Below are 22,481 nucleotides of genomic sequence, written 5' to 3' on the forward strand. Positions count from 1 at the left end.
TCAATTCTAATATGGTGTATATCGCATCTAAATTTGTAATCATAAAACGAAAACGAAATGTTATGAAAACAAAAGTGATTTTTCTAAATGTGTTAATGTTTATCCTTTCAAACATTAGTGGCTATAGCCAAACTATCGCAGTAGCTCCTTTAAGCACGCACGGAATAAATTTAACACCAGAAATAGCCGCAAAGCTGACACGCATTGAATTAGTGAAACTAGAAAAGTACAATGTTTTAGACGCTTATGATATGGAAGCAGCATTAGAAGGCAAAGGGAACTTTAACGATTGTTACGGTAGAACTTGTCTAACTGATATGGGAAAAGCATTAGAAGTAGAACAAATAATATCAGGTTCTATTGACAAGTTTGGACCAAAAATTATCATCTCTTTAAAGATGATCAATGTGAATACCGGTGAATTATCAAACACAAAAACTATGGAATTTGATGATCAACCTGCTGAAATTTCAAGAATGATGCAAATCACTCTACAAGAAATGCTAAGCTTACCAGTAGACGCAGAAGATAAAAAGAGATTGGCTTTTAATAATGAACTCATTACTTCAAATAATGTAGGTAAGATAAATAACTCGGGACCTAGATTCGGAATTTCATATGTAGCCACTGGAGAGCTAAACAGTTTTTTTATGAGAGATAAAAGGCTTGGAGGTTTAGAATCAGTTCCGGTAATGAGTAATCTTGGTTATCAATTTGAAATGCAATATGTGGGAACAGAAAACTTCTCTGCATTATTTGAAATCATCCCAAATATAGGTGGATTAGAGCAAGGGAATTTCATACCTACTTTAAGTCTATTAAATGGATTCAGATTTGGAAAATCAGGTTGGGAATTTGCATTTGGACCAAGTTTTGGGGCAAGAAAAATGCTTAGCGGAATACAAACTGACAATGGTTTTGTAGACAAAAACACCTACCTAAATAATGATTACAACAATTGGTTGAATGACCCAAACAACTTTGATGAGTGGGGATATCCTATCAACCCATATGTACAACCAAATGAAAGCTGGACCAAACAGTTAGACACAAGAGGAAATCTTGAATTTAATACCAACTGGTTAATGGCATTTGGAAGAACTTTCAGAGCAGGAGCCTTAAACATTCCGGTAAATATCTACTATTCAGGAAATAAATATGGTGGAGTAATTGGAACCAGTGTGGGCTTCAACATTATAAAAAGTAAAGAGCCAATTAATACCAGATATAGATAATTCTAAAACGAAATAATAAAAACATTGAATATGAAAACGTTAATTAAAAATATGCTAATTGTGGCAATGTTAATTATTGCCCAATCATCAATAGCACAAACAGCCTTGGTTGGTCCTATCAACACTTTTAATGTAAATGCACATCCAACAACTGCATCCAAATTAGTTCGCATGGAATTGGTACAAAGAGAAAAATTCAATGTACTGGATGAATATGACATGTACGAAGTACAAAATCCGGAACAGTATGACAGTTGTTATTCAAAACTATGTCTTGTTGAATACGGAAAAGTATTGAATGCAGACCTGGTAATATCGGGATCAATAGATAAGATTGGGCGCAAAATCATCATTACTCTTAAAATGATTGATGTAAACTCGGAAGAAGTGAAGAAAACTGTAAGCAGAGAATTTACAGATCAACAACAAGAGTTGCAAAGGATGATTGGAATTGTAGTTGACCAATTATTGGGAATTGATTCAGATCCTGAACTTGTAAAAAGGCTTGAATTTAAAAATGAAGTGATTACCTCAACCAACGTAGGAAGAGTGAATAATTCGGGACCTAGAATGGGAGTTGGCTTTACCCACGGCAATATTGCTGAGTTCATGACAAGAGGTGAAGATCAAGGAGGTTTAGACATGGTTCCGGTAATGAGTAATTTGGGATATCAATTTGAAGCACAGTATGTTGGAACAGAAAACTTTTCTGCTCTATTTGAGATTATTCCAAGCTTTAATGGATTAGAACAGGGTAAGTTTATGCCAAATCTTGCTTTACTGAACGGATTCAGATTTGGGCAACAAGGATGGGAATTTGCTTTTGGACCTAGTTTTGGCTTGAAGAAAATTTCTTGGGGATTTTTTGATACCCAAGGAATTTACGGTGAAGCTGGCAAATATTGGAGACAAGGTGATTTACATCCTGCAGGATTTGATGGATCGACATCTGCAATAGAAGAAAACGGATATTTTGTTGAAGAACATCTTGATGATAGAGGTGCAATAAAATTTAGCACAAGATGGGTCATGGCTTTTGGTAGAACATTTAGGTCTGGGGCTTTGAATATCCCAGTAAACTTATTTTATTCCTCAAATCGTGGAGGAGGAATGGCAGGATTTAGTGTAGGATTCAATATAACCCGATCGAAAAAAAGCATAAACAGATAAATTTTCATTCAATTTGTTTTTGTATTCCACCTCAAGCTCTTTTGTTTGGGGTGGTTTTCTTTTTTACCATTCATCAATATAATACCCCAGTTCCAGGTATTATTCCGTAAATTGTAGCCACATTTTTGGTTTGAGTCATGAAGATTTTTTACTTACTTATATTCTTAGTTTCCTGTTACAGTGTATTAGGTCAGGCACCTTATACAAAAAATCAAACTTACACCTACGATCAGTTGCAGGATGAATACAGAATTCTTGAACAAAATAATCCAAGATACTGTAAGCTAATTCAATTTGGAAAAAGTGATTTTGGGAAGAATATTCAACTCTTTATTATCAATAAGGATGGAAAATTCAAAAAAGAAGAATTTGGTAAAAAGACTGTTCTCCTAATCAATAACGCCATTCATCCGGGCGAACCATGTGGAGTTGATGCTTCAGTTAAATTGGCACAAGAATTATTGGACAACCCAAAAAACATACCTGATAGCGTCATTATAGGAATTATTCCCATGTACAATGTCGGAGGTGCGCACAACAGAAATTGTTGTAGTAGAGCTAATCAAAATGGGCCTGAAGAATATGGCTTTAGAGGAAATGCAAAAAATCTTGATTTAAACCGTGACTACATAAAAGCTGACACCAAAAACACAAGAACTTTTTACAAGATTTTTCATTACCTAAACCCACATGTTTTTATAGATACTCACACCAGTGATGGAGCCGATTATCAATACACAATGACATTAATTACCAGCCAAATTGATAAGATGCATCCATTATTAGGAAATATGGTGAAGAAACAAATGAACCCTGTACTTTATGATGAAATGAAGAAAAGTAATTGGGAAATGATTCCGTATGTACATGGTATTAGAGGAACTCCGGATGATGGCATCAAAGACTTTCTTGAAACTCCCAGATTCTCTACAGGCTACACAAATTTATTCAACACTTTGAGTTTTGTTTCAGAAGCCCATATGCTCAAGAAATATGAAGATCGTGTATTATCTACATATTCACTTTTAAAAGTGATGATAAAGTATATGGATGATAACAGCTACAAACTATACAAATTGAAAGAAGAGGCTGATAAACAAACTGCTCAAATGGAATACATGCCAATTAACTGGGAATTGGATACCACCAAATTTGACATGCTGCAATTCAAAGGTTATGAAGCTGAATATTCTAAAAGTGAAATCACAGGACAAAGAAAATTACACTACAATCAAGACAAACCTTACGACAAAGAAATAAGATATTTTAATCGATATGCAGTAATTGACAGTGTTAAAAGACCAACGTATTATATAATTCCACAGGCATGGCTTGATGTAATAGTTAGATTACAACTAAATGATATTAAGATGTATCAAACAACTGAAGATCTTGAGCTTGAAACAGAAGTATATTATATTGATGATTACACCACAGTTTCTCATCCTTATGAAGGTCATTATTTACACCGTAATACCACAGTTAGCAAGCAAATACAAACAATGACAATTCATAAAGGAGATTATGTTGTCCCAACCAATAATGCCAACGCACAATTCATTGTACAAACGTTAGAACCACATGCGGTAGACAGCTATTTTGCATGGAATTATTTTGACGAAATTTTACAACAAAAAGAATGGTTTTCAGCTTATATTTTTGAAGAAACGGCAAAACAAATGTTGGCAGACAATCCTGAACTTAAAAAACAATTTGAAGCTAAGAAAAAAGCAGATGAGGAATTTGCTAATGATGCTTTCAGCCAACTTTATTACTTGTATAAATTATCAGACAATTACGAGCGTACCTATAATAGATATCCAATTTATAGATATATGAAACCGTTGAAAGAAAAAGATATTGAGGATGCTCGACTAATTATTTGTGGTTAATTCCTTTTGTTTCTTTTTACGGGGTTTAAAGAAATAAATTAACAAGACCGGTAAAAAGAATAAGTCTGCTATCAATGCAAAAATCAGTACGCAAGAAATTAATAAGCCAATAAAGAATGTTCCTAAAAAATCAGAGAACATTAACATTAAGAAACCGGCTATTAAAATGATAGTTGTTAAAACAATAGCTCTACCTGTAGACAAGAATGATCTTCTTAACGCCAACATCATTGGTTTCCCTTTATCCAACTCTATTTTTAACTTGCTCATAAAGTGAATTGTATCATCCACCGCAATACCAAATGATATAGTAAACACAAGTGCCGTAGACACTTTCAACTCAATTCCTGCAAAACCTAAAAGCGCTCCCAACATCAACATAGGAAGTATATTCGGAATCATGGCTATGATTACCATCTTAAAAGATCTAAATAAGAATCCCATTAACAAAGAAACTATCCCTACAGCCAATGCTAAACCACTGAATAAACTTGAAGACAATCTACTCATGTTGATATCCAAAAGATGGCCTGTTCCGGTTATTTTAAACTCAACCAAATCTGTATCAATTTCACTATCAATAAAGCCCTTCAACGCTTTATTCATTTCTGTAATCTTGATCATACCAACATCTCCAATTGAGCTGGAAATTCTGCCATAATGCTCTGTCGAATCAACAATAACAGATAATGCTCCCGATCTGTCAAATTTCTTAAACTGCTCAATATATTTATCAGCTTCTTCCTCTGTCGGAAATTTATAATACTTCTTTTGTCCACCATGATTGGTTCGATTAGCAACCTTCAACATTGAAACAATCGAAAAAGCATTATCAACTTGATAATTCTCTTCAAGGTAGTTTTGCATTTTATCAATTTCTTGCAAAACTTCATAGTCAAAGATTGATTTATCATCATCCTTAACCTTAATTGACATTTCAAAAGGTCTCAATCCGGCAAACTGATCATTAAAATATTGATAAGTCTGTCTGAGCTCATTGTCTTTTTTCAAATCCTCTAGAAGAAAATAATCGTTTATTACAAGTGTACTTCCGTAAATACTTACCCCGAATAAAATAGTAAACCCAATTAACAACCTCTTTTTATACTTCAGTAACCATAAAAAAGAAGGATGAAGAATTTTGTACCAAAAAGTTTGATTGTATTGTTTTCCTGAAATTTTAGGCATTTTGGTCAACACCAACAATGATGGCAACAAAGTATATGCTAAAATAAAAGCTAACACTACCCCAATTGCAGTGTAGGTTCCAAATGCTTGTACAGGCTGCATATCCACCATCAATAAGGTCAAAAACCCAACAGCCGTGGTTAATGAAGTAAGCAAGGTTGCTTTTCCAACCTCTTTATATGCTGATAAAATCGCATCCTTCTTTGACTTTCCTAATCTCAATTCATCCAGATATTTTGATACCAAATGCATCACATCTGACATGGCCACCACAAAAATAATTGAAGGTAAAGTTGTTAGAATTAAATTAATAGGCTCGTTCACCAAGCCCATAAATCCAACAATCCAAACCATTGAAGCTCCAACAATGGTCAATGGTACCCATAAGCCCCAAACTGACCTGAAAGTAAATACCAAAAAGATCATCACTAAAATGAATGAAAGCCCAATAAAAAACAGGGTTTCATTAATCATCTGATTTACATAATAACCCATCCCAACACTTCTTCCTGCATATTTGGCATCTTGAAATTTGTACTTTTCCAGCAACAAATCAATGTTGTCAACTAACTGATCACAACTACTTTTTGATAGATTTTCTTGATGTCTAATATTGATCAATATCGCGGTACCATCCTTATCAACAAAGGTGTTGGCTATTTCAGGATGTGAGTAAATTCTGGCTGAATCCTTTTCATACTTTTCAGGATTATCAATATGCACATATGGCCTGCTCATTACAGCTGCAGAAAATGGCGTTTTGACGTACTCTTCCATGTGTGTAACACATTGAACACTAACTACCATTGTATCCTCAGCTAACTCATCAACAAAATCTCGAGCTTTTGTCAGGAATTCTTTATCAAAAATGCTTGGCTCATTTATGAGGGCAACAAAGATGAAATCATTATCGGTTTCAAATCTTGATCTGTGTTCCTCATAAAAAGTAGTTTCAGGATCACTTTTAGAGAAAAATGCCTCAAAATCAAAGTCAAATCGAACATTTGCGATTTTAATACCAAATAATACACTTAGCAGTATTACTGCGATTAAAGTGATTGTGGCTATATTTTTTAGTCTTCCCAACCTTAAGAGTTATTTTTTCGTCAACAAATTTGTACATTTAGACGCTAATACAATCTATAAAACCGAATAAATATGAAAAAAGTTTTACTCTCTTGCTTGAGTTTAATTGGACTGACTGCTGTGGCTCAAACCTATACGGTGGATGACACATTATCTGCAGGTGATGCCCAACTATATTACACTGCTGATAGTAGTGCTGCAAATTTGAATAGTGTTACTGGAACAGGTGTTACCTGGGATTACAGTAATCTTTGGGCTTATAATGGCGCAACGAATTATGACACAGTGAAAAATGCTGTTGATTCTCCAGATTACGGAGATTACTCAGATGCTGATTACTGGGATGATTTGGACGGAGGAGCAAACCAATATTTCAAAAACTTTGCTGACTCAGTTTTGTCATACGGATTTAAATTTACTGTTGACGGTAACGTTGTTAAAGTAATGCATAATGTGGATCCATTAAAATTGATGGCTTTACCAATGTCTTATGGAGACACATATACTGATTCAACTTACGGAACAGCTGATGTTTACGGAAGTCCTGCTGCAACTGAAGGAGATGTAGTTGTTACTGCTGACGGTACAGGTACTTTAGAATTAGGTGGTACTACTTTTACTAATGTGATCAGAATCAAATTAGTTGAGACAATTGGTACTACAGTTACTTTGCCTCCACCATTGAATACAGTTTCAGGAACTGTAACAAGAACAATGTATCAATATTACGACTTGGCTAACCAAAACGAACCAATCTTAATTCACGCTACAATTTATGTTGCAAGTGGATTATTTAATGGAGGTTACTCAGCAGTATATTCATCAGTTGCTTTGCCAATTTTAGGAGTAGATCAAGAAAAGATTGAGACTTTAGAGATTTATCCTAACCCTGCAAACAACTTTGTAACAGTTAAATCTGACAACGTTGATGAATTGGTTATTATGAATGCTTTAGGGCAAACAGTTATGACTGTAATCAAACCTCAATCAATTGAAAAAATAGATGTGTCTGAATACAACACAGGAGTTTATTTTATCCAGTTGAAAAAAGGAAATGCCACTAAAACTCAAAAATTGATTGTAAAATAATTTTTAGAAATAATTAGTATTTGAATCCCTCCGATTATTTCGGGGGGATTTTTTTTGTTTTAAATTTGCAAAATGATCGAAGATCAAATCAAAAAAGAAGCAAATAAAGCCGCCGAAGTTATCAAGAAAGGCGGTGTCATACTTTACCCTACAGATACTGTATGGGGACTAGGTTGTGACCCTAAAAATGACAGTGCAATTGAAAAAATTCTTGACATAAAAAATCGTCCTGAAGGTAAAAGCATGATCATGTTGGTACCTGATCAAAGATTATTACAACGATATGTTAAAGATATACCTGAAGTATGCTTTGATTTAATTGACTACAGTGTAAAACCTCTAACTATTGTTTACCCAAATGGACAATATGTTTCGGATAAGGTGATGGCAGAAGATGGTTCGTTGGCCATAAGACTAACCAAGGATCCTTTTTGTACTTCTTTGATGAATACGCTTAAGTCAGGAATTACTTCTACCTCAGCAAATTTATCAGGACAAGTAACTCCCACTTTATTTTCTGATATAACTCTTGAAATTTTAGGAGCTGTAGATTATGTAGTAGATTTGCCAGATTACAAAGGTTCTTTAACTCCTTCTCAAATCATTAAAGTGAAGGAAAATGGGGAATTTCAGATAATTAGAAAATAAGTGAATTTAAAGGAACATCTAAAACACAAAATTTTTCATGCCATTTCAGATGTTGCTACTGAGCGTGGTACTTCTGTATTCGTAATAGGTGGTTATGTGCGTGATTTGCTTTTAAAACGCCCATCAAAAGATATTGACTTTGTTGTTTTAGGTAACGGTCTTGAATTCGCTGCTGCTGTAGCTGAAAAGCTAGCTATTCAAAAAGTAGCATATTATAAGAACTTTGGAACTGCAGCATTTGTATTTGATGACTTGGAAATAGAATTTGTTGGTGCACGTAAAGAATCCTACAGCAGAGATTCAAGAAAACCCATTGTTGAAAATGGCACATTGCAAGACGATCAAAACAGAAGAGATTTTACAATAAACGCTTTGGCCATAAGTCTTAACAAAAGTAGCTTTGGTGAAGTACTTGATCCGTTCAACGGGCTAGAAGATCTAGAGAATAAAATTATTAGAACGCCACTTGAACCTGATCAAACCTATTCAGATGATCCGTTGCGCATGATGCGTGCCATAAGATTTGCTACTCAGTTGAACTTTAAAATTGAACAATCCTCTTTAGAATCAATTGAGAAAAATGCTAAACGTTTGGAGATTATCTCCATGGAAAGAATTATTACAGAATTCAATAAAATAGTTTTAGCAGACAAACCATCTATTGGTATATCCTTACTTTTTGACACCAAATTATTGCACCAATTCTTTCCTGAAATGGTTGCATTGCAAGGTGTTGATACGAAAAATGGTTTATCTCACAAAGACAACTTTTACCACACGCTTGAAGTACTGGACAATATATGTGAAAACACTGATGATTTGTGGCTTAGATGGTCAGCAATAATGCACGATATAGCCAAACCAAAAACCAAAAGATTCAATGATAAAGTTGGTTGGACATTTCATGGCCATGAAGATTTAGGAGCAAAAATGACTCCCAAAATATTCAAAAGGCTAAAGCTTCCTATGGACGCTAAAATGAAGTATGTTCAAAAACTTGTCCGTCTTCATTTGAGACCAATTGCTTTAGTAAGTGGCTCTGTTACCGATACTGCAATAAGAAGACTTTTGTTTGAAGCAGGAGATGACATTGATGATTTGATGACTTTATGCAATGCTGATATAACTTCAAAAAATGAGTATAAAGTTCAAAAATACAGAGCCAATTTTGAAAAAGTAAGGACGAAATTAACTGAAGTTGAAGAAAAAGATCAAATTAGAAACTTTCAGCCTCCAATATCAGGTAGTGAGATAATGAACATTTTTCAACTTGAACCTAGCAAGGTTGTAGGCGAGTTAAAAAACGAAATTAAAGAAGCCATTCTTGAAGGTAAAATCAAAAATAACTACAACGAAGCCTACGAGTTATTAATCTCATTAGCAGATGATAAAGGATTAAAAATTCCTAATCGCTCAAAATAATTCCTAAAGTCAAATCTCAACTTTTGGCTGTGAATAACTATTGAGAAAATCCCTTAACATTAAATTAATTCAGAATAATTTTACACCTTGAAAGGTATTATAATTTTATGTTCGGGAATCTGATCAGAAAAAAAATTGACGCGGATAGGTTATCCAATGTTTTTGTGAACTCTATAATTGAAGTTACTGAATTTGGCTTTAAGGATATTGAAGAGATGATCAAGGAAGATCCTGCTTTTGTTCGCATGCCTACAATAAATGGACAACAAGAGGATAACTTCATGCTGATTGTGATTGTTGGAAATTTAGAATACCTGGATAGCAAGTTTGAACCTGAAGAATCTGTTGAATTAAAAAGAAAGATTATTGAAAAATTTGCTAAGATTTTTGAAGTATCCTATGCAGATTTTGATGCACTTTTAAATGAAACTAAAAGCTTTATCTCTTCTGTTAATCACCCTTCTAAAAACATACTTTACGGAATGTCCAAAGCTGTTTTCCACAAGTTTGAATTAAACGATTATCAAGAGGATTATTTCAAATCTATGAAAACTCCTAATCCTTTATTCCTCAAAAGGATGGATGAAATAATGACACACTTCATCTGGGATTGGGATCAGTTTTTGAAAAAGCATAAATTCAACATGAATTAGAATTATTGTTCTATTCATAATTCTGTTTATTTATTAACAATTAAGAAGATTTCAAGTAAAAATCTGTACATTAGGTCGCCTTTTTGAAAAACTGAGCTATTACCAGTAATTCATTTGGGTATTGATCTGTAGATGTTAATGTAGCTACTACTTCATCCAACAAATCAATAACAATACACCTAAACATTAAACTATGAACTTGAAATCTACCATGATGGCTTTGGCCATTACTTTGTGCGCTTTGATGTCAAATGCACAAACAGTCTTTGAGAACTATCAAGACGGAAAAATTTGGTTTCAGCTTAGCAGCGAAGAGACCATCAATGAAAATCTTAGCCGAAATGGAGCTGAAATAGACGATAATTTGTTAGCAAACTATCAGTTTATTAATCAGTATCAAAATCAATTCGGTATTACAAATCTTACCAGACCATTTAAAAATGCAACCGGAAGAGGAAGCAAACCTTTGGTAAGAACATTTTTAATTGAATTTGATAATCACAATGGCGTGAATGATCTGATTACTTTACTAGAAAATAGTGGTAAAGTAGTTTATGCAGAGAAAGTGCCATATGACAAGATTGACCTAACTCCTAATGATCCTTTATATGGTTCACAGTGGGGATTATCGCAAATTCAAGCTGATTTAGCATGGAACATTTCTACAGGAAGTTCTTCTGTTATTGTAGCTACTGTTGATAATGCTGTTCAAACAAATCATGTTGATTTAGCCGGAAACATGTGGGTAAATCCAGGTGAAATTGCCAACAACGGAATTGATGATGACGGAAATGGTTATGTTGACGACATCAACGGATGGGATGTTGGAGACAACGATAACAACCCAAATCCCGCTAACGGAAACTGGGATCACGGAACTCACGTGGCCGGTATTACTGGTGCTGAATCTAACAATTCAACTGGTGTTGCCTCAATAGGTTTTGGTATTTCAATTATGGCTGTGAAAGCCACTGCTAACAGTGCTTCATACAATGCTGTAACAGATGGATATGACGGAATTTATTACGCAGCCTTAAATGGTGCTGACGTTATCAACTGTTCTTGGGGTGGATATGGATATTCTTCAACTGGACAAAATGTTGTTAACTGGGCTTGGAACCAAGGTAGTATTGTTGTTGCAGCTGCAGGTAATGATAATTACGATATGGATGCAGGTAATGATCACTATCCTTCTAATTATAACAATGTTGTATGTGTTGCTTCATCTACCACTGGAGACAGTAAATCATCATTTTCAAATTACGGCAGTGACGTAGACGTAACTGCTCCAGGAAGTAGTATTAGATCTACAGTACCTTTTGATAGTTACGCATACATGTCAGGTACATCAATGGCATCACCAATGGTTGCTGGATTGCTTGGATTAATGATCTCTGCTAACCCGGGACTACCAAATCAAGATTATGTAAACTGTTTAACCAGCTCTTGCGACAATATTGACGGAATCAATCCGAGCTACGCTGGAGACCTTGGTTCAGGAAGAATTAACGCACTTACATCTTTAAACTGTGTTGTAGCTTCTTTGAACAATCCACCTGTTGCAGATTTCACTGCCAACTATACCACAATTACAGTAGGTAGTTCAGTTACTTTTACAGATTTAACTTACTACAACCCTACTTCATGGTCATGGAACTTTGACAACCAATCATTAGGAGGTGTAACACCTGCAACTGCTTCTACTCAAGGACCTCACACTGTAACCTATAACAACCCAGGCTTTTATGAAGTTCAGTTGATCGCAACTAACGGAAACGGTTCTGATGCAGAAACCAAAACAGCTTATATTGAAGTTGTATCTGCGGACGGTTGTAATACTTTAAACTTAGACGATCCTAACTTTACATCATTAACTTCTATCCATGTTGGATGGAATCCAAGTTTATATACAACAGGTACAGGTGGAGCTGATGGCTTTGTTTCTGGTAACAATACGTATGGAGATGTTGCGAAAGCTGAATACTTTCCTGCAGGTATGGTTGGATCATCTAGTCATGTTGTAGGAACTTATGTTTGGTTTGGTGCAGCTTATGCAGCTAATCAAAATAAAACAATTGATATAAATGTATATGACGCTACAGGTGGAACACCTGGAACTATCTTAGGAACAAGAACAATCACCATGGGAAGTATTGATGGTGGTGGAATTTTCTATTTCGCTTTTGACCCTCCTGTTGCAGTGCCCGTTTCACAAGAAATTGCAGTTGGAGTGGATTTTTCAAGCTTAGTTTGGAGCACAGATACTTTAGCTATAGTAACCAATGCAGATGGAGAAACATCTACATCTACAGGCTTTGAAAAATGGAATACTGGAACATGGTATACATATAATGCAGGTTGGGGTGCAACATTAAGTAATTATATTTTCCCTGATCTAACTTCAAACTTACCTAATGCAACTATCACAGCAACGCCTACAACAATATGTGAAGGTGAGTCTGTTGATTTTGACGCTACTGGATCTTCTTTTGAAGATACGCTAATCTGGACTTTCGCGGGTACAACTCCATTGAATTCTAATAATGTTACAGAATCTGTAATTTATAACAATGCAGGTACTTATACAGCATACCTTGAAACAGTAGGTGGTGGTTGTGGAAACTATGCTGTAGATTCAGTTCAAATTACTGTAAACGCAACTCCAACTGTATTAATCAATGCAACTGCTGACGAAATCTGTGTTGGTGGCGGTCCAGTTACGCTTACTGCTTCCGGAGCGTCATCATATGTTTGGTCGCCTGGCGGACAAACAACAGCTACTATTAACGTGAACCCTTCAGTAACCACCACTTATTCTGTTACTGGAACAAGTGCAGGCTGCTCTAGTGATGCTACTATCCAATTAGTTGTTGGTCAGTATCCGGTTCTAAATGCTGTTGTAACAGATGCTGACTGTAATGGAGCATCAACTGGAGCAATTGATTTAACTGTTTCCGGTTCAAGTGGAAACGAAACGTTTGATTGGGGTACTCAGGGTACAACTGAAGATATTTCTGGTTTAAGTGCCGGTTCATATTCTGTAACTGTGACATCTGAAGAAGGATGTGCAACAACAGATTCATATACAGTAAATGAGCCAACAGCACTTAGTGTTTCAAGTTCTACAACAAATGCAAGTTGTGGATTATCAGACGGAACTGCTTCATTGATTATTAGTGGAGGAACACCTTCATATGCTCAAAACTGGGGTGCAGCTAGTCCTAACGCACTACCAGGTGGAACACATTCATACACAGTAACAGATGCAAACGGTTGCGTATTTAATGGTAACGTTACTATTACAAACCCAAGTGCACCTGTGGTAACAGAAAACACTTCAACAGATGTTAGCTGTAATGGTCTATCCGACGGAACTGCATCAGTTAATGTTACTGGTGGAACCGCTCCATATACTGAAGACTGGGGAGGATTCAATCCAAGTGCTTTACCAGCAGGAACGTATGCCGTTAACGTTACTGACAATGCAAACTGTGTTGGGTCTGTGACTATCACAATTACCCAACCAACAGCTTTAGCTACAAACCCTACGGTTACTAATGCTAGCTGTAATGGATCTACTGATGGTACCGCTACATTAAACGTAAGTGGAGGAACACCATCTTATTCTGAAGACTGGGGAGCAAATAATCCTTCTACTTTAGGAGCTGGAACTTACTCGGTTACTGTAACTGATGCCAACGGATGTACTTTAACTGACAATGTAACAATCACAGAACCTACAGCATTATCTGCCACTTCATCTGTTGTTCAACCTTCTTGCAATGGAGACACTGACGGAGCTGTGACACTTACAATTTCAGGAGGTACACCTGCATATACTGAAGATTGGGGATCAGATAATCCAACAGCTTTGGGAGCAGGAACTTACTCACCTACAATCTCTGATGCCAATGGATGTTCAACAACTTTATCTATTACAGTAAATGAGCCGGCTGTATTGGCAATCGCTCCTTCGGTAACTGATGCGTCATGTTTTGGAGAACAAGATGGTTCTGTCAACTTAAACATCACAGGAGGAACTACTCCATACTCTGAAAACTGGGGTGGAGAAAATCCAAACGCTTTGGGTGCAGGAACATACAATGTTACCTACACTGATGCAAATGGATGCTCAGGTACAACATCAGTAACTATTACAGAACCTACCGCATTGACATTAACAGGTTCTGTTATCAATGAATCAGAGACTCCTGGTAATGATGGTGAAATAGACATCACTGTTGGAGGTGGTACACCTGGATATACTTATAACTGGGATTCAGGACAAAACACCGAAGACATTGCTGGATTAGACAGTGGTTTTTATATGATCACTGTAACAGATGCGAACGGATGTACAATTGATTCTACTTTCTATATTGGTTACAGTTTTGTTAGTTTAACTGATTGGAAAGACAAAGGATTTAAAATGTATCCTAACCCAACTTCAGAATTCATTAAAATTGAATTAACAGGAGATTTTACGTATGAAATTACAAATGATTTAGGTCAACTGATTTCAACTGGAAATAGCTCAAATTCTAAAATCATTGATGTCAGTGATTTTTCAGATGGAGTTTATTATTTAAAACTTCTACAGAACAACGAATTTTTAACAGTCCGATTTGTTAAAATCTAAATTTAAAAAGGTGGTCAAATTGACCACCTTTTTTATTGACTATTAGTGAATAAGATTTAGAATTTATAAACAATAACCAACGCTTTTGATTTTATTGCCGTTACGATTTATAAGTTTATTCCTTTTGAAACCTTATTTATTACGTTTTTAACCTTGCATTGTGCAAAAAAATGTCATAAATTCGAACCCTGTTAATAAATAAACACCATGAAAAAATATTACTTGTCTCTGGTGTCATTGCTGACACTGAATTTAGTTATTGGACAAACTACACAAGTCACCAATAACATAAACTCAAAACAAGTTAACGGAAACTCTACTCAAACTGTACCTGCGAACCTCAATTCAAATGGACACAGTAACATTATTCAAGGAGTTACAGCCAAGTCAACTACTGTAAATGGCAATATTGTAACTTATACCGTTGACCAAAACGATAAAATCGTAGATGGACATGAATTCCACAATTGTAAATCACATGAGCTAACGAAGGCTATGTATGAATCAATGGGAGTTTATGATCAATTCTATCAAGATTATTTAAACGGTGCTCAACAAGCACAATATTATACACCAAATCAGTATAAAACACCTGGAACCAATACCATTGCGGTTATTTTCCATGTTGTTCATGAAGGTGAACCTGTTGGAACAGGTACCAACGTATCAAATGCAGCTATCATGGCAGTATTTAATGATTTGGTAGAAGACTTTTCACTTACCAATGCAGATCAGTCACAAGCAAGAACTGGTTTCGGTTTCAACCCTGCTAATCCGGGAATTAACTTTTGTTTAGCTACGCAAGATCCTCTTGGTAACCCACTTTCTGAAACTGGAGTTATCAGAGTTTCAACAACTGAAACTTGGTTTGATCCAGACGATCCTAATGAAGTTAATGCTATGAAAGGTGCTGCTTTAGGGTCTGCTATTTGGGATAGAGATGATTACTTAAACGTATGGATTTGTGATATTTCAAATGGGGCAAGTTCTGGAACAGCAGGTTATGCTTATAAACCGTCAACCTCATTTCTTCCAAATGCAAATATTGACGGAATTGTAATAGACTACAACTTAGGAGTTAACAACGATAACGTTTTAACACATGAGGTGGGTCACTATTTAGGATTGGACCACACTTGGGGTGGTTCAGGAGGATGTGGACAAGATGATGGTTTCACTGATACTCCTAACACTACTGGTCCTTCATTTAACTATAGTGGATCATGTAGTGGAAGTCAACAAACATGTACCGTTGAAACTCAATATGAAAACTACATGGATTACTCAAACTGTACAGTGATGTTTACTACAGAACAAAGTAATTTCATGAATACTATTTTATCCGGAATCAGAAGTTCATTATTGTTATCACCTGGATGTGACCCAGCAGGCCCTCCAGTTTGTGCTTTTACTTCGTCTCCGGCCGGGCCTGGACCAATAGTTATTTCTCAAAATGGAGCAGTAGTATTTACAGATGCTTCTAATGCCTCTCCTACTTCATGGACATGGACAATTTCTGGTACACCAGGAGTTGACTGGGCATATACTGGAGGAACTTCTGCGGCTAGTCAAAATCCTGAAGTTACTTTCTACAATGTTGGAACTTATGACGTAACCTTAGTTGCATCAAATGGATTTGGGTCTTGTACAGGTGTTACAGAAACAGGTTATGTTCAAGTGGTTGCACCTGCTGCAGGTACAGCTTGTGATACACTTAGAAATTATGCATTATCAGAAAACTTAACTGCTTATTTGAATGGTGGTAGCTGGGGATATTTACCAGGACATGGTGAAATTTTCGCCGGATTCCCTATTGACGAATACGCAGAACCTTATACTGCTTTAGCTACTGCTGAAGTTAGAAGATTATACGTTCCTGTTTTAGCAGCAGATAACGTTTCAGGAACTGGGACAGTAAATTTCTACGTTAGAGCAGACAATGCTGGCTCACCTGGTGCAGTATTAGCAACAGAAACTGTGAGTATTGCCAATTTGAACGCCGGATTCTACAACACTATTGAATTTACTACTCCTGCATCAGTAACAGGTGCTTTCTGGGTTGGTGCTGAATTGTTCTATGGAGCGAGTCAGGATACTGTAATTTTTGCTATGGCAGATCTAGCAGGAAGACCAGCCGGAATTGGTACAACTATGATGAGAGAAGGAGCAATTTGGTATAATACGACTGATTATTACGGCGCAGGTGGAATTAACATGTCTGTAGCATGGGATGTTTTACTATCAAATGGTCCTGCACCAGTTGCAGATATGTCATTCTCTGAAGCGGCAGTTTGTCCTGGAGGAGACATTATTGTTAACGGATCTGCTTCTCAAAACACTACAAGTTATGAGTGGTATCAAACAGATGATCCATTCACCACAATTATAAATTCGAGCACTAGTGCTGGTACAACATTTAACTTTGCAGGGCCTGCAGGCAGTTATGGAATTTACCTTTTTGCAGATGGTTCATGTATGACTGACGGTTTATTGCTTCCTGTTACTGTATACAATGCTGTAACAGGTACTGCTAATGTTACCCACACTACTTGTGGAGACAATAATGGAGCCGTAACAATATCAGGCGCATCCGGAGGTGACGGAACTTACACTTATAGTTTAGATGGTGTTAATTATGGCGCTTCTAATACATTCAGTAATTTACCTGCAGGAAGTTATACAGCATATATCCTTTCAAATGGAGATGCTTGTGAAGCGCAGATTCCATTTACAATTAACTCTTCAACTCCTTTATCAGGAACAGCGACTTCTGCAATAGGAATTTGCCCTGGAGGAACAGCTACTTTAACTGCTACTGGAGGAACAACTTATACATGGTATGATGGAGCAACTGTAATTGGTTCAACAGCAACAATCAACGTCTCTCCTTCTGTAACTACTCAATATTCAGTAGAAATTTCAAATGGGGTTTGTACAGACATTCAATATTCAATAGTTACTGTTAATCCTAATCCTACTGTTAATGCAGGTACGGACCAAACAGTATGTGCCGGAACAATGGTAACATTATCTGGTTCTGGAGCTTCATCTTACACTTGGGATAATGGTGTAACAGATGGTGTGGCATTTGCTGCTTCAGCAACGACAACTTATACTGTAACTGGTACTGATGGAAATGGATGTACTGGAACTGATCAAGTTATTGTGAACGTAAATGCATTACCTCCAGTATCCGCAGGTACTGATCAATCAGTTTGTAATGGCGGTTCAGTTACTTTATCAGGATCAGGAGCAACTTCTTATTCTTGGAATAATGGTGTAACTGACGGTATATCATTTACACCGGCTACAACTTTAACTTATACTGTAACTGGTACTGACGGAAATGGTTGTGTAAATACAGACCAAGTTGTAGTAACTGTAAACTCAAACCCTACGGTAAATGCAGGTACTGACCAAACAGTTTGTGCTGGCACAATGGTTACTTTATCTGGATCTGGAGCAACTTCTTATTCTTGGGATAATGGTGTAACTGATGGTGTACCTTTTGCGGCTACAGCCACTACAACATATACAGTGACAGGTACAGACGGAAATGGATGTACAGGAACAGATCAAGTAGTTGTAACTGTTAATCCTTTACCAACTGTAAATGCAGGTACAGATCAAACAGTTTGTGCTGGTACCATGGTTACATTATCAGGATCTGGAGCTTCTTCATATGCTTGGGATAATGGTGTAACAGACGGAGTTGCTTTTGCTGCCACTGCTACTACTACTTATACTGTAACAGGAACAGACGTTAACGGTTGTGTAAATACAGATCAAGTTGTTGTAACTGTTAATCCTTTACCAACTGTAAATGCAGGAACTGACCAAACAGTATGTGCTGGAACTTCAGTTACTTTAACAGGATCAGGTACAGCATCTTCATATGCTTGGGATAACGGTGTAACTGATGGTGTGGCATTCACTCCTGCTTCAACTACAACTTACACAGTTACAGGAACTGATGGTAATGGATGTACTAATACAGATCAAGTTATTGTTACTGTAAATTCTTTACCTGTAGTTAATGCTGGAACAGATCAAACTGTTTGTGAAGGAGACATGGTAACTTTAACTGCTACTGGAGCAACTTCATACTCTTGGGATAACGGTGTAACAAATGGTGTTCCGTTTGCTGCAACCACCACTACTATTTACACGGTAATTGGTACAAACGGAAGCGGATGTACAGATACTGATCAGGTAATTGTAAATGTTAACTCTCTTCCAACAGTAAACGGTGGAGTTGATCAATCTGTATGCGCAGGTAATACTGTTACTTTAACTGGAACTGGATCAGCAACAACTTATACTTGGGATAATGGAGTTACTGATAATGTACCATTTACACCTGCCACAACAACAACTTATACAGTAACAGGAGTTGATGTAAATGGATGTGTAAACACAAATCAAACTATAGTAACTGTAAATTCTAATCCTTCTGCAATCAACTTAACTGAAACTTGTAATGGAGGTAACGTTGATTATACAGTGGTATTTGATATTTCGGGAGGAGCTTCTCCATATACTGTATCAGGTTTTACAGGAACAGTAGTTGGAAGTACTTGGACAAGTGATCCAATTCCTTCTGGAAACTCATATAACTTAACAATTACTGATGCAAACGGATGTACTTCAACTCCAATATCAGGAGTAAAAACTTGTGCATGTATCTCTAATGCAGGAACAATGGTAACCTCTCCTACTCTTACTATGTGTGGTTCAGGTTCATTAACAGCCACTCATAATGGAAATGAAACTTTAGATGGAGATGATGCGATTCAATATTACATTCATACCAATGCCGGTTCTTCTTTAGGAACTCAATTTGGATCTAGTTCAACACCTACATTCACATTTGGAGGTGGAATGGTATTCGGAACAACTTATTATATCTCTGCAGTTGTAGGTAATGACCTTGGTGGTGGAGTTGTAGATTTAGCTGACCCTTGTTTATCAGTTTCTGCTGGAACTCCTGTAGTATGGTATAATATTCCAACAGTTGGTGCTGGAACAGATCAAACTGTTTGTCAAGGTGACATGGTAACTTTATCAGGAACTGGTGCATCAACTTATTCATGGGATAATGGTGTAACTAACGCAACTCCGTTTGCGGCAACTGTAACAACAACTTACACTGTTACGGGTACTGATGGAAACGGATGTTCGAATACAGATGCTGTTGTAGTAACAGTTAATTCTTTACCAACAGTTAATGCTGGTACGGACCAAACAGTATGCGCGGGAACAACAGTAACTTTGACAGGTTCAGGAACAGCTTCAACATATACTTGGGATAATGGTGTAACAAATGCTTCACCTTTTACTCCTACAGCTACTAATACTTACACTGTAACTGGTACAAATGTTAATGGATGTACAAACACAGATGCGGTAATTGTAACTGTTAATGCTCTACCAACAGTAAGCGGTGGACCTGATCAAACAGTTTGTAATGGAAACCCTGCTACATTAACAGGTACAGGTACAGCAAGTACTTATACTTGGGATAATGGTGTGATAGACGGAAACCCTTTCCTACCGACAGGAACCAACACATATACAGTAACAGGATTAGATGTTAATGGATGTACAAATACAGATCAAGTTGTGATCACAGTAAATGCTAATCCAACTGTCAATGCTGGAACTGATCAAACAGTTTGTCAAGGCACACCTGTTGTATTATCAGGTTCAGGAGCTGCTTCTTATTCTTGGGATAATGGAGTTTCAAATGGAGTAGCATTTACACCATCTGCAACTCTTACTTATACGGTAGTAGGAACTGATGTTAATGGATGTACAGGAACTGATCAGGTAACAGTAAATGTTAATGCTGCACCTCCAGTTTCAGCAGGTCCAGATCAATCAATTTGTTTTGGAAACACGGTAACATTATCAGGTTCAGGAGCCTTAACTTATTCATGGAATTTTGGAGTAGTTAATGGATCACCATTTAGTCCTGGAATTACAAGTACTTATACTGTAACTGGAACAGATGGAAATGGATGTACTGCAACAGATCAAGTAGTTGTTACCGTAAACTCAAATCCTTCAATTAATGCCGGTGCTGACCAAACAATTTGTGAAGGAACAGCAACTTCAGTAAACGGATCAGGTGGTGTATCTTATGTTTGGGATAATGGTGTTTCAAACGGAGTACCTTTTACACCAACAGCTACTGCAACTTACACAGTAACAGGAACTGATGGAAATGGATGTTCAAGTACTGATCAGATGGTAATAAACATTAATCCTTTACCAGCTGTTGATGCCGGAGCGGATCAAGTAGTATGTACAGGAGGATCTGTAACACTTTCAGGTGCTGGTGCTGCTTCATATACTTGGAATAATGGAGTTACTAATGGAGTTTCATTTGTACCAACAGGTACTATGGACTATGTTGTAACCGGAACAGATGTTAACGGATGTGTTAATACAGATACTGTAAATGTTTCAATAGGATTGGCTACAGTTGATGCTGGAACTGACTTAAGTGTTTGTGAAGGTACAGCAGTAACACTTAATGGATCTGGAGCAGTAACTTATGTTTGGAACAATGGAATCACCAATGGGGTGCCTTTCGCAGCTACAACAACTCAATACTATACTGTAACCGGAACAGATTCGAACGGATGTACAGGTGAAGACAGTGTATTAGTAACTGTAAACTCAGCTCCTATGATTAACGCTGGACCAGACTTATTAGTTTGTTTAGGAGATGCAGTTACTTTAACTGCTACTGGAGCTGATACTTATTCATGGAATAATGGAGTTACAAATGGAGTTCCTTTTACTCCTACTGGAACAGGTGTTTATACTGTAACAGGTACTGATGTGAACGGTTGTTTAGGAACTGATCAAGTAATTATTACAACTACTACTGGTGCAAACATCACTAGTTCAGTTACACATGATTCAGGAACTTCAAATGGTGCTATCAATATCACTATTACAGGAGGACAAACTCCTTACACAGTATCTTGGAGTAATTCTGCCACAACAGAAGACATCAACAACCTTGCTTTTGGCGATTACATTGTAACTGTAACTGATGGTAATGGATGTGTAACAGTAGATACGATTACTGTATTAAACGTAGTTGGTGTTGAGGAAAATGTTAATGATGAACTGTACATCTACCCTAACCCTTCAAATGCAGTGTTCAACATTGAGCTTGATGGTAACTATCTAATGGAAATTACAGATGCTAGAGGAAGATTAATCATCTCTAGAACTGAAAATGATGATACTGTAATTGATCTTTCTGATTATGAAGACGGAGTATACTTCTTAAGAGTATACAAAGACGGACAAACTGCAGTTAGACGATTGTTAAAACAATAATTAAACTCATTTAAACTAAAACGCCTCCCTATCGGAGGCGTTTTTTTTGTTACTTATTTAATAATCTTGAATTGAATAGAAAACCGCATAGTCCGAATTA

General features: G+C 36.6%; 10 protein-coding genes. 9 read left to right on the forward strand and 1 reads right to left on the reverse strand.

Annotated elements, in window-relative coordinates:
- The first annotated feature begins 62 nt into the window (after positions 1-62).
- From K6119_RS06155 to K6119_RS06165, 3 genes are all read left to right on the forward strand, one after another.
- Complete coding sequence (locus K6119_RS06155) at positions 63-1,235, forward strand: hypothetical protein (protein ID WP_221836740.1); 1,173 nt, start codon at positions 63-65, stop codon at positions 1,233-1,235.
- 30 nt (positions 1,236-1,265) lie between these two features.
- A complete protein-coding gene (locus K6119_RS06160) occupies positions 1,266-2,405 on the forward strand; it encodes a hypothetical protein (protein ID WP_221836742.1) in 1,140 nt (379 codons plus the stop codon).
- Positions 2,406-2,542: 137 nt separating this feature from the next.
- Positions 2,543-4,297 (forward strand): M14 family zinc carboxypeptidase, encoded by a 1,755-nt coding sequence (locus tag K6119_RS06165; protein ID WP_221836745.1) that lies wholly within the window; start codon positions 2,543-2,545, stop codon positions 4,295-4,297.
- Here K6119_RS06165 and K6119_RS06170 read toward each other — a convergent pair.
- Positions 4,280-6,571: an efflux RND transporter permease subunit gene (locus K6119_RS06170; RefSeq protein ID WP_221836748.1), complete on the reverse strand. Its 2,292-nt coding sequence runs from the start codon at positions 6,569-6,571 to the stop codon at positions 4,280-4,282. The genes K6119_RS06165 and K6119_RS06170 overlap by 18 nt on opposite strands.
- A 72-nt stretch (positions 6,572-6,643) precedes the next feature.
- Between K6119_RS06170 and K6119_RS06175 the strand changes: the two genes are divergently transcribed.
- The 6 genes from K6119_RS06175 to K6119_RS06200 all read left to right on the forward strand — a co-directional run bounded on the left by K6119_RS06175 (position 6,644) and on the right by K6119_RS06200 (position 22,381).
- Positions 6,644-7,660 carry a T9SS type A sorting domain-containing protein gene (locus tag K6119_RS06175; RefSeq protein WP_221836750.1) on the forward strand — a complete coding sequence of 339 codons (1,017 nt, stop codon included), beginning with the start codon at positions 6,644-6,646 and terminating at the stop codon, positions 7,658-7,660.
- Positions 7,661-7,732: 72 nt separating this feature from the next.
- Positions 7,733-8,308, forward strand: a complete 576-nt coding sequence (locus tag K6119_RS06180; protein ID WP_237828113.1) for an L-threonylcarbamoyladenylate synthase — start codon at positions 7,733-7,735, stop codon at positions 8,306-8,308.
- Positions 8,309-9,730, forward strand: a complete 1,422-nt coding sequence (locus K6119_RS06185) for a CCA tRNA nucleotidyltransferase (protein WP_221836752.1) — start codon at positions 8,309-8,311, stop codon at positions 9,728-9,730. It begins immediately after the preceding gene.
- 164 nt (positions 9,731-9,894) lie between these two features.
- On the forward strand, positions 9,895-10,383 hold the full coding sequence (locus tag K6119_RS06190) for a hypothetical protein (protein WP_221836765.1): 489 nt from the start codon (positions 9,895-9,897) through the stop codon (positions 10,381-10,383).
- A 193-nt stretch (positions 10,384-10,576) separates the two neighbouring features.
- The gene (locus tag K6119_RS06195; RefSeq protein ID WP_221836768.1) at positions 10,577-15,022 is read left to right on the forward strand and encodes a S8 family serine peptidase; all 4,446 of its coding nucleotides are present in this window, start codon (positions 10,577-10,579) and stop codon (positions 15,020-15,022) included.
- A gap of 207 nt (positions 15,023-15,229) precedes the next feature.
- Positions 15,230-22,381 carry a M43 family zinc metalloprotease gene (locus K6119_RS06200; protein WP_221836771.1) on the forward strand — a complete coding sequence of 2,384 codons (7,152 nt, stop codon included), beginning with the start codon at positions 15,230-15,232 and terminating at the stop codon, positions 22,379-22,381.
- The last annotated feature ends 100 nt before the right edge of the window (positions 22,382-22,481 follow it).

The organism is Paracrocinitomix mangrovi, assembly GCF_019740355.2.
Lineage (GTDB): Bacteria > Bacteroidota > Bacteroidia > Flavobacteriales_D > Crocinitomicaceae > Paracrocinitomix > Paracrocinitomix mangrovi.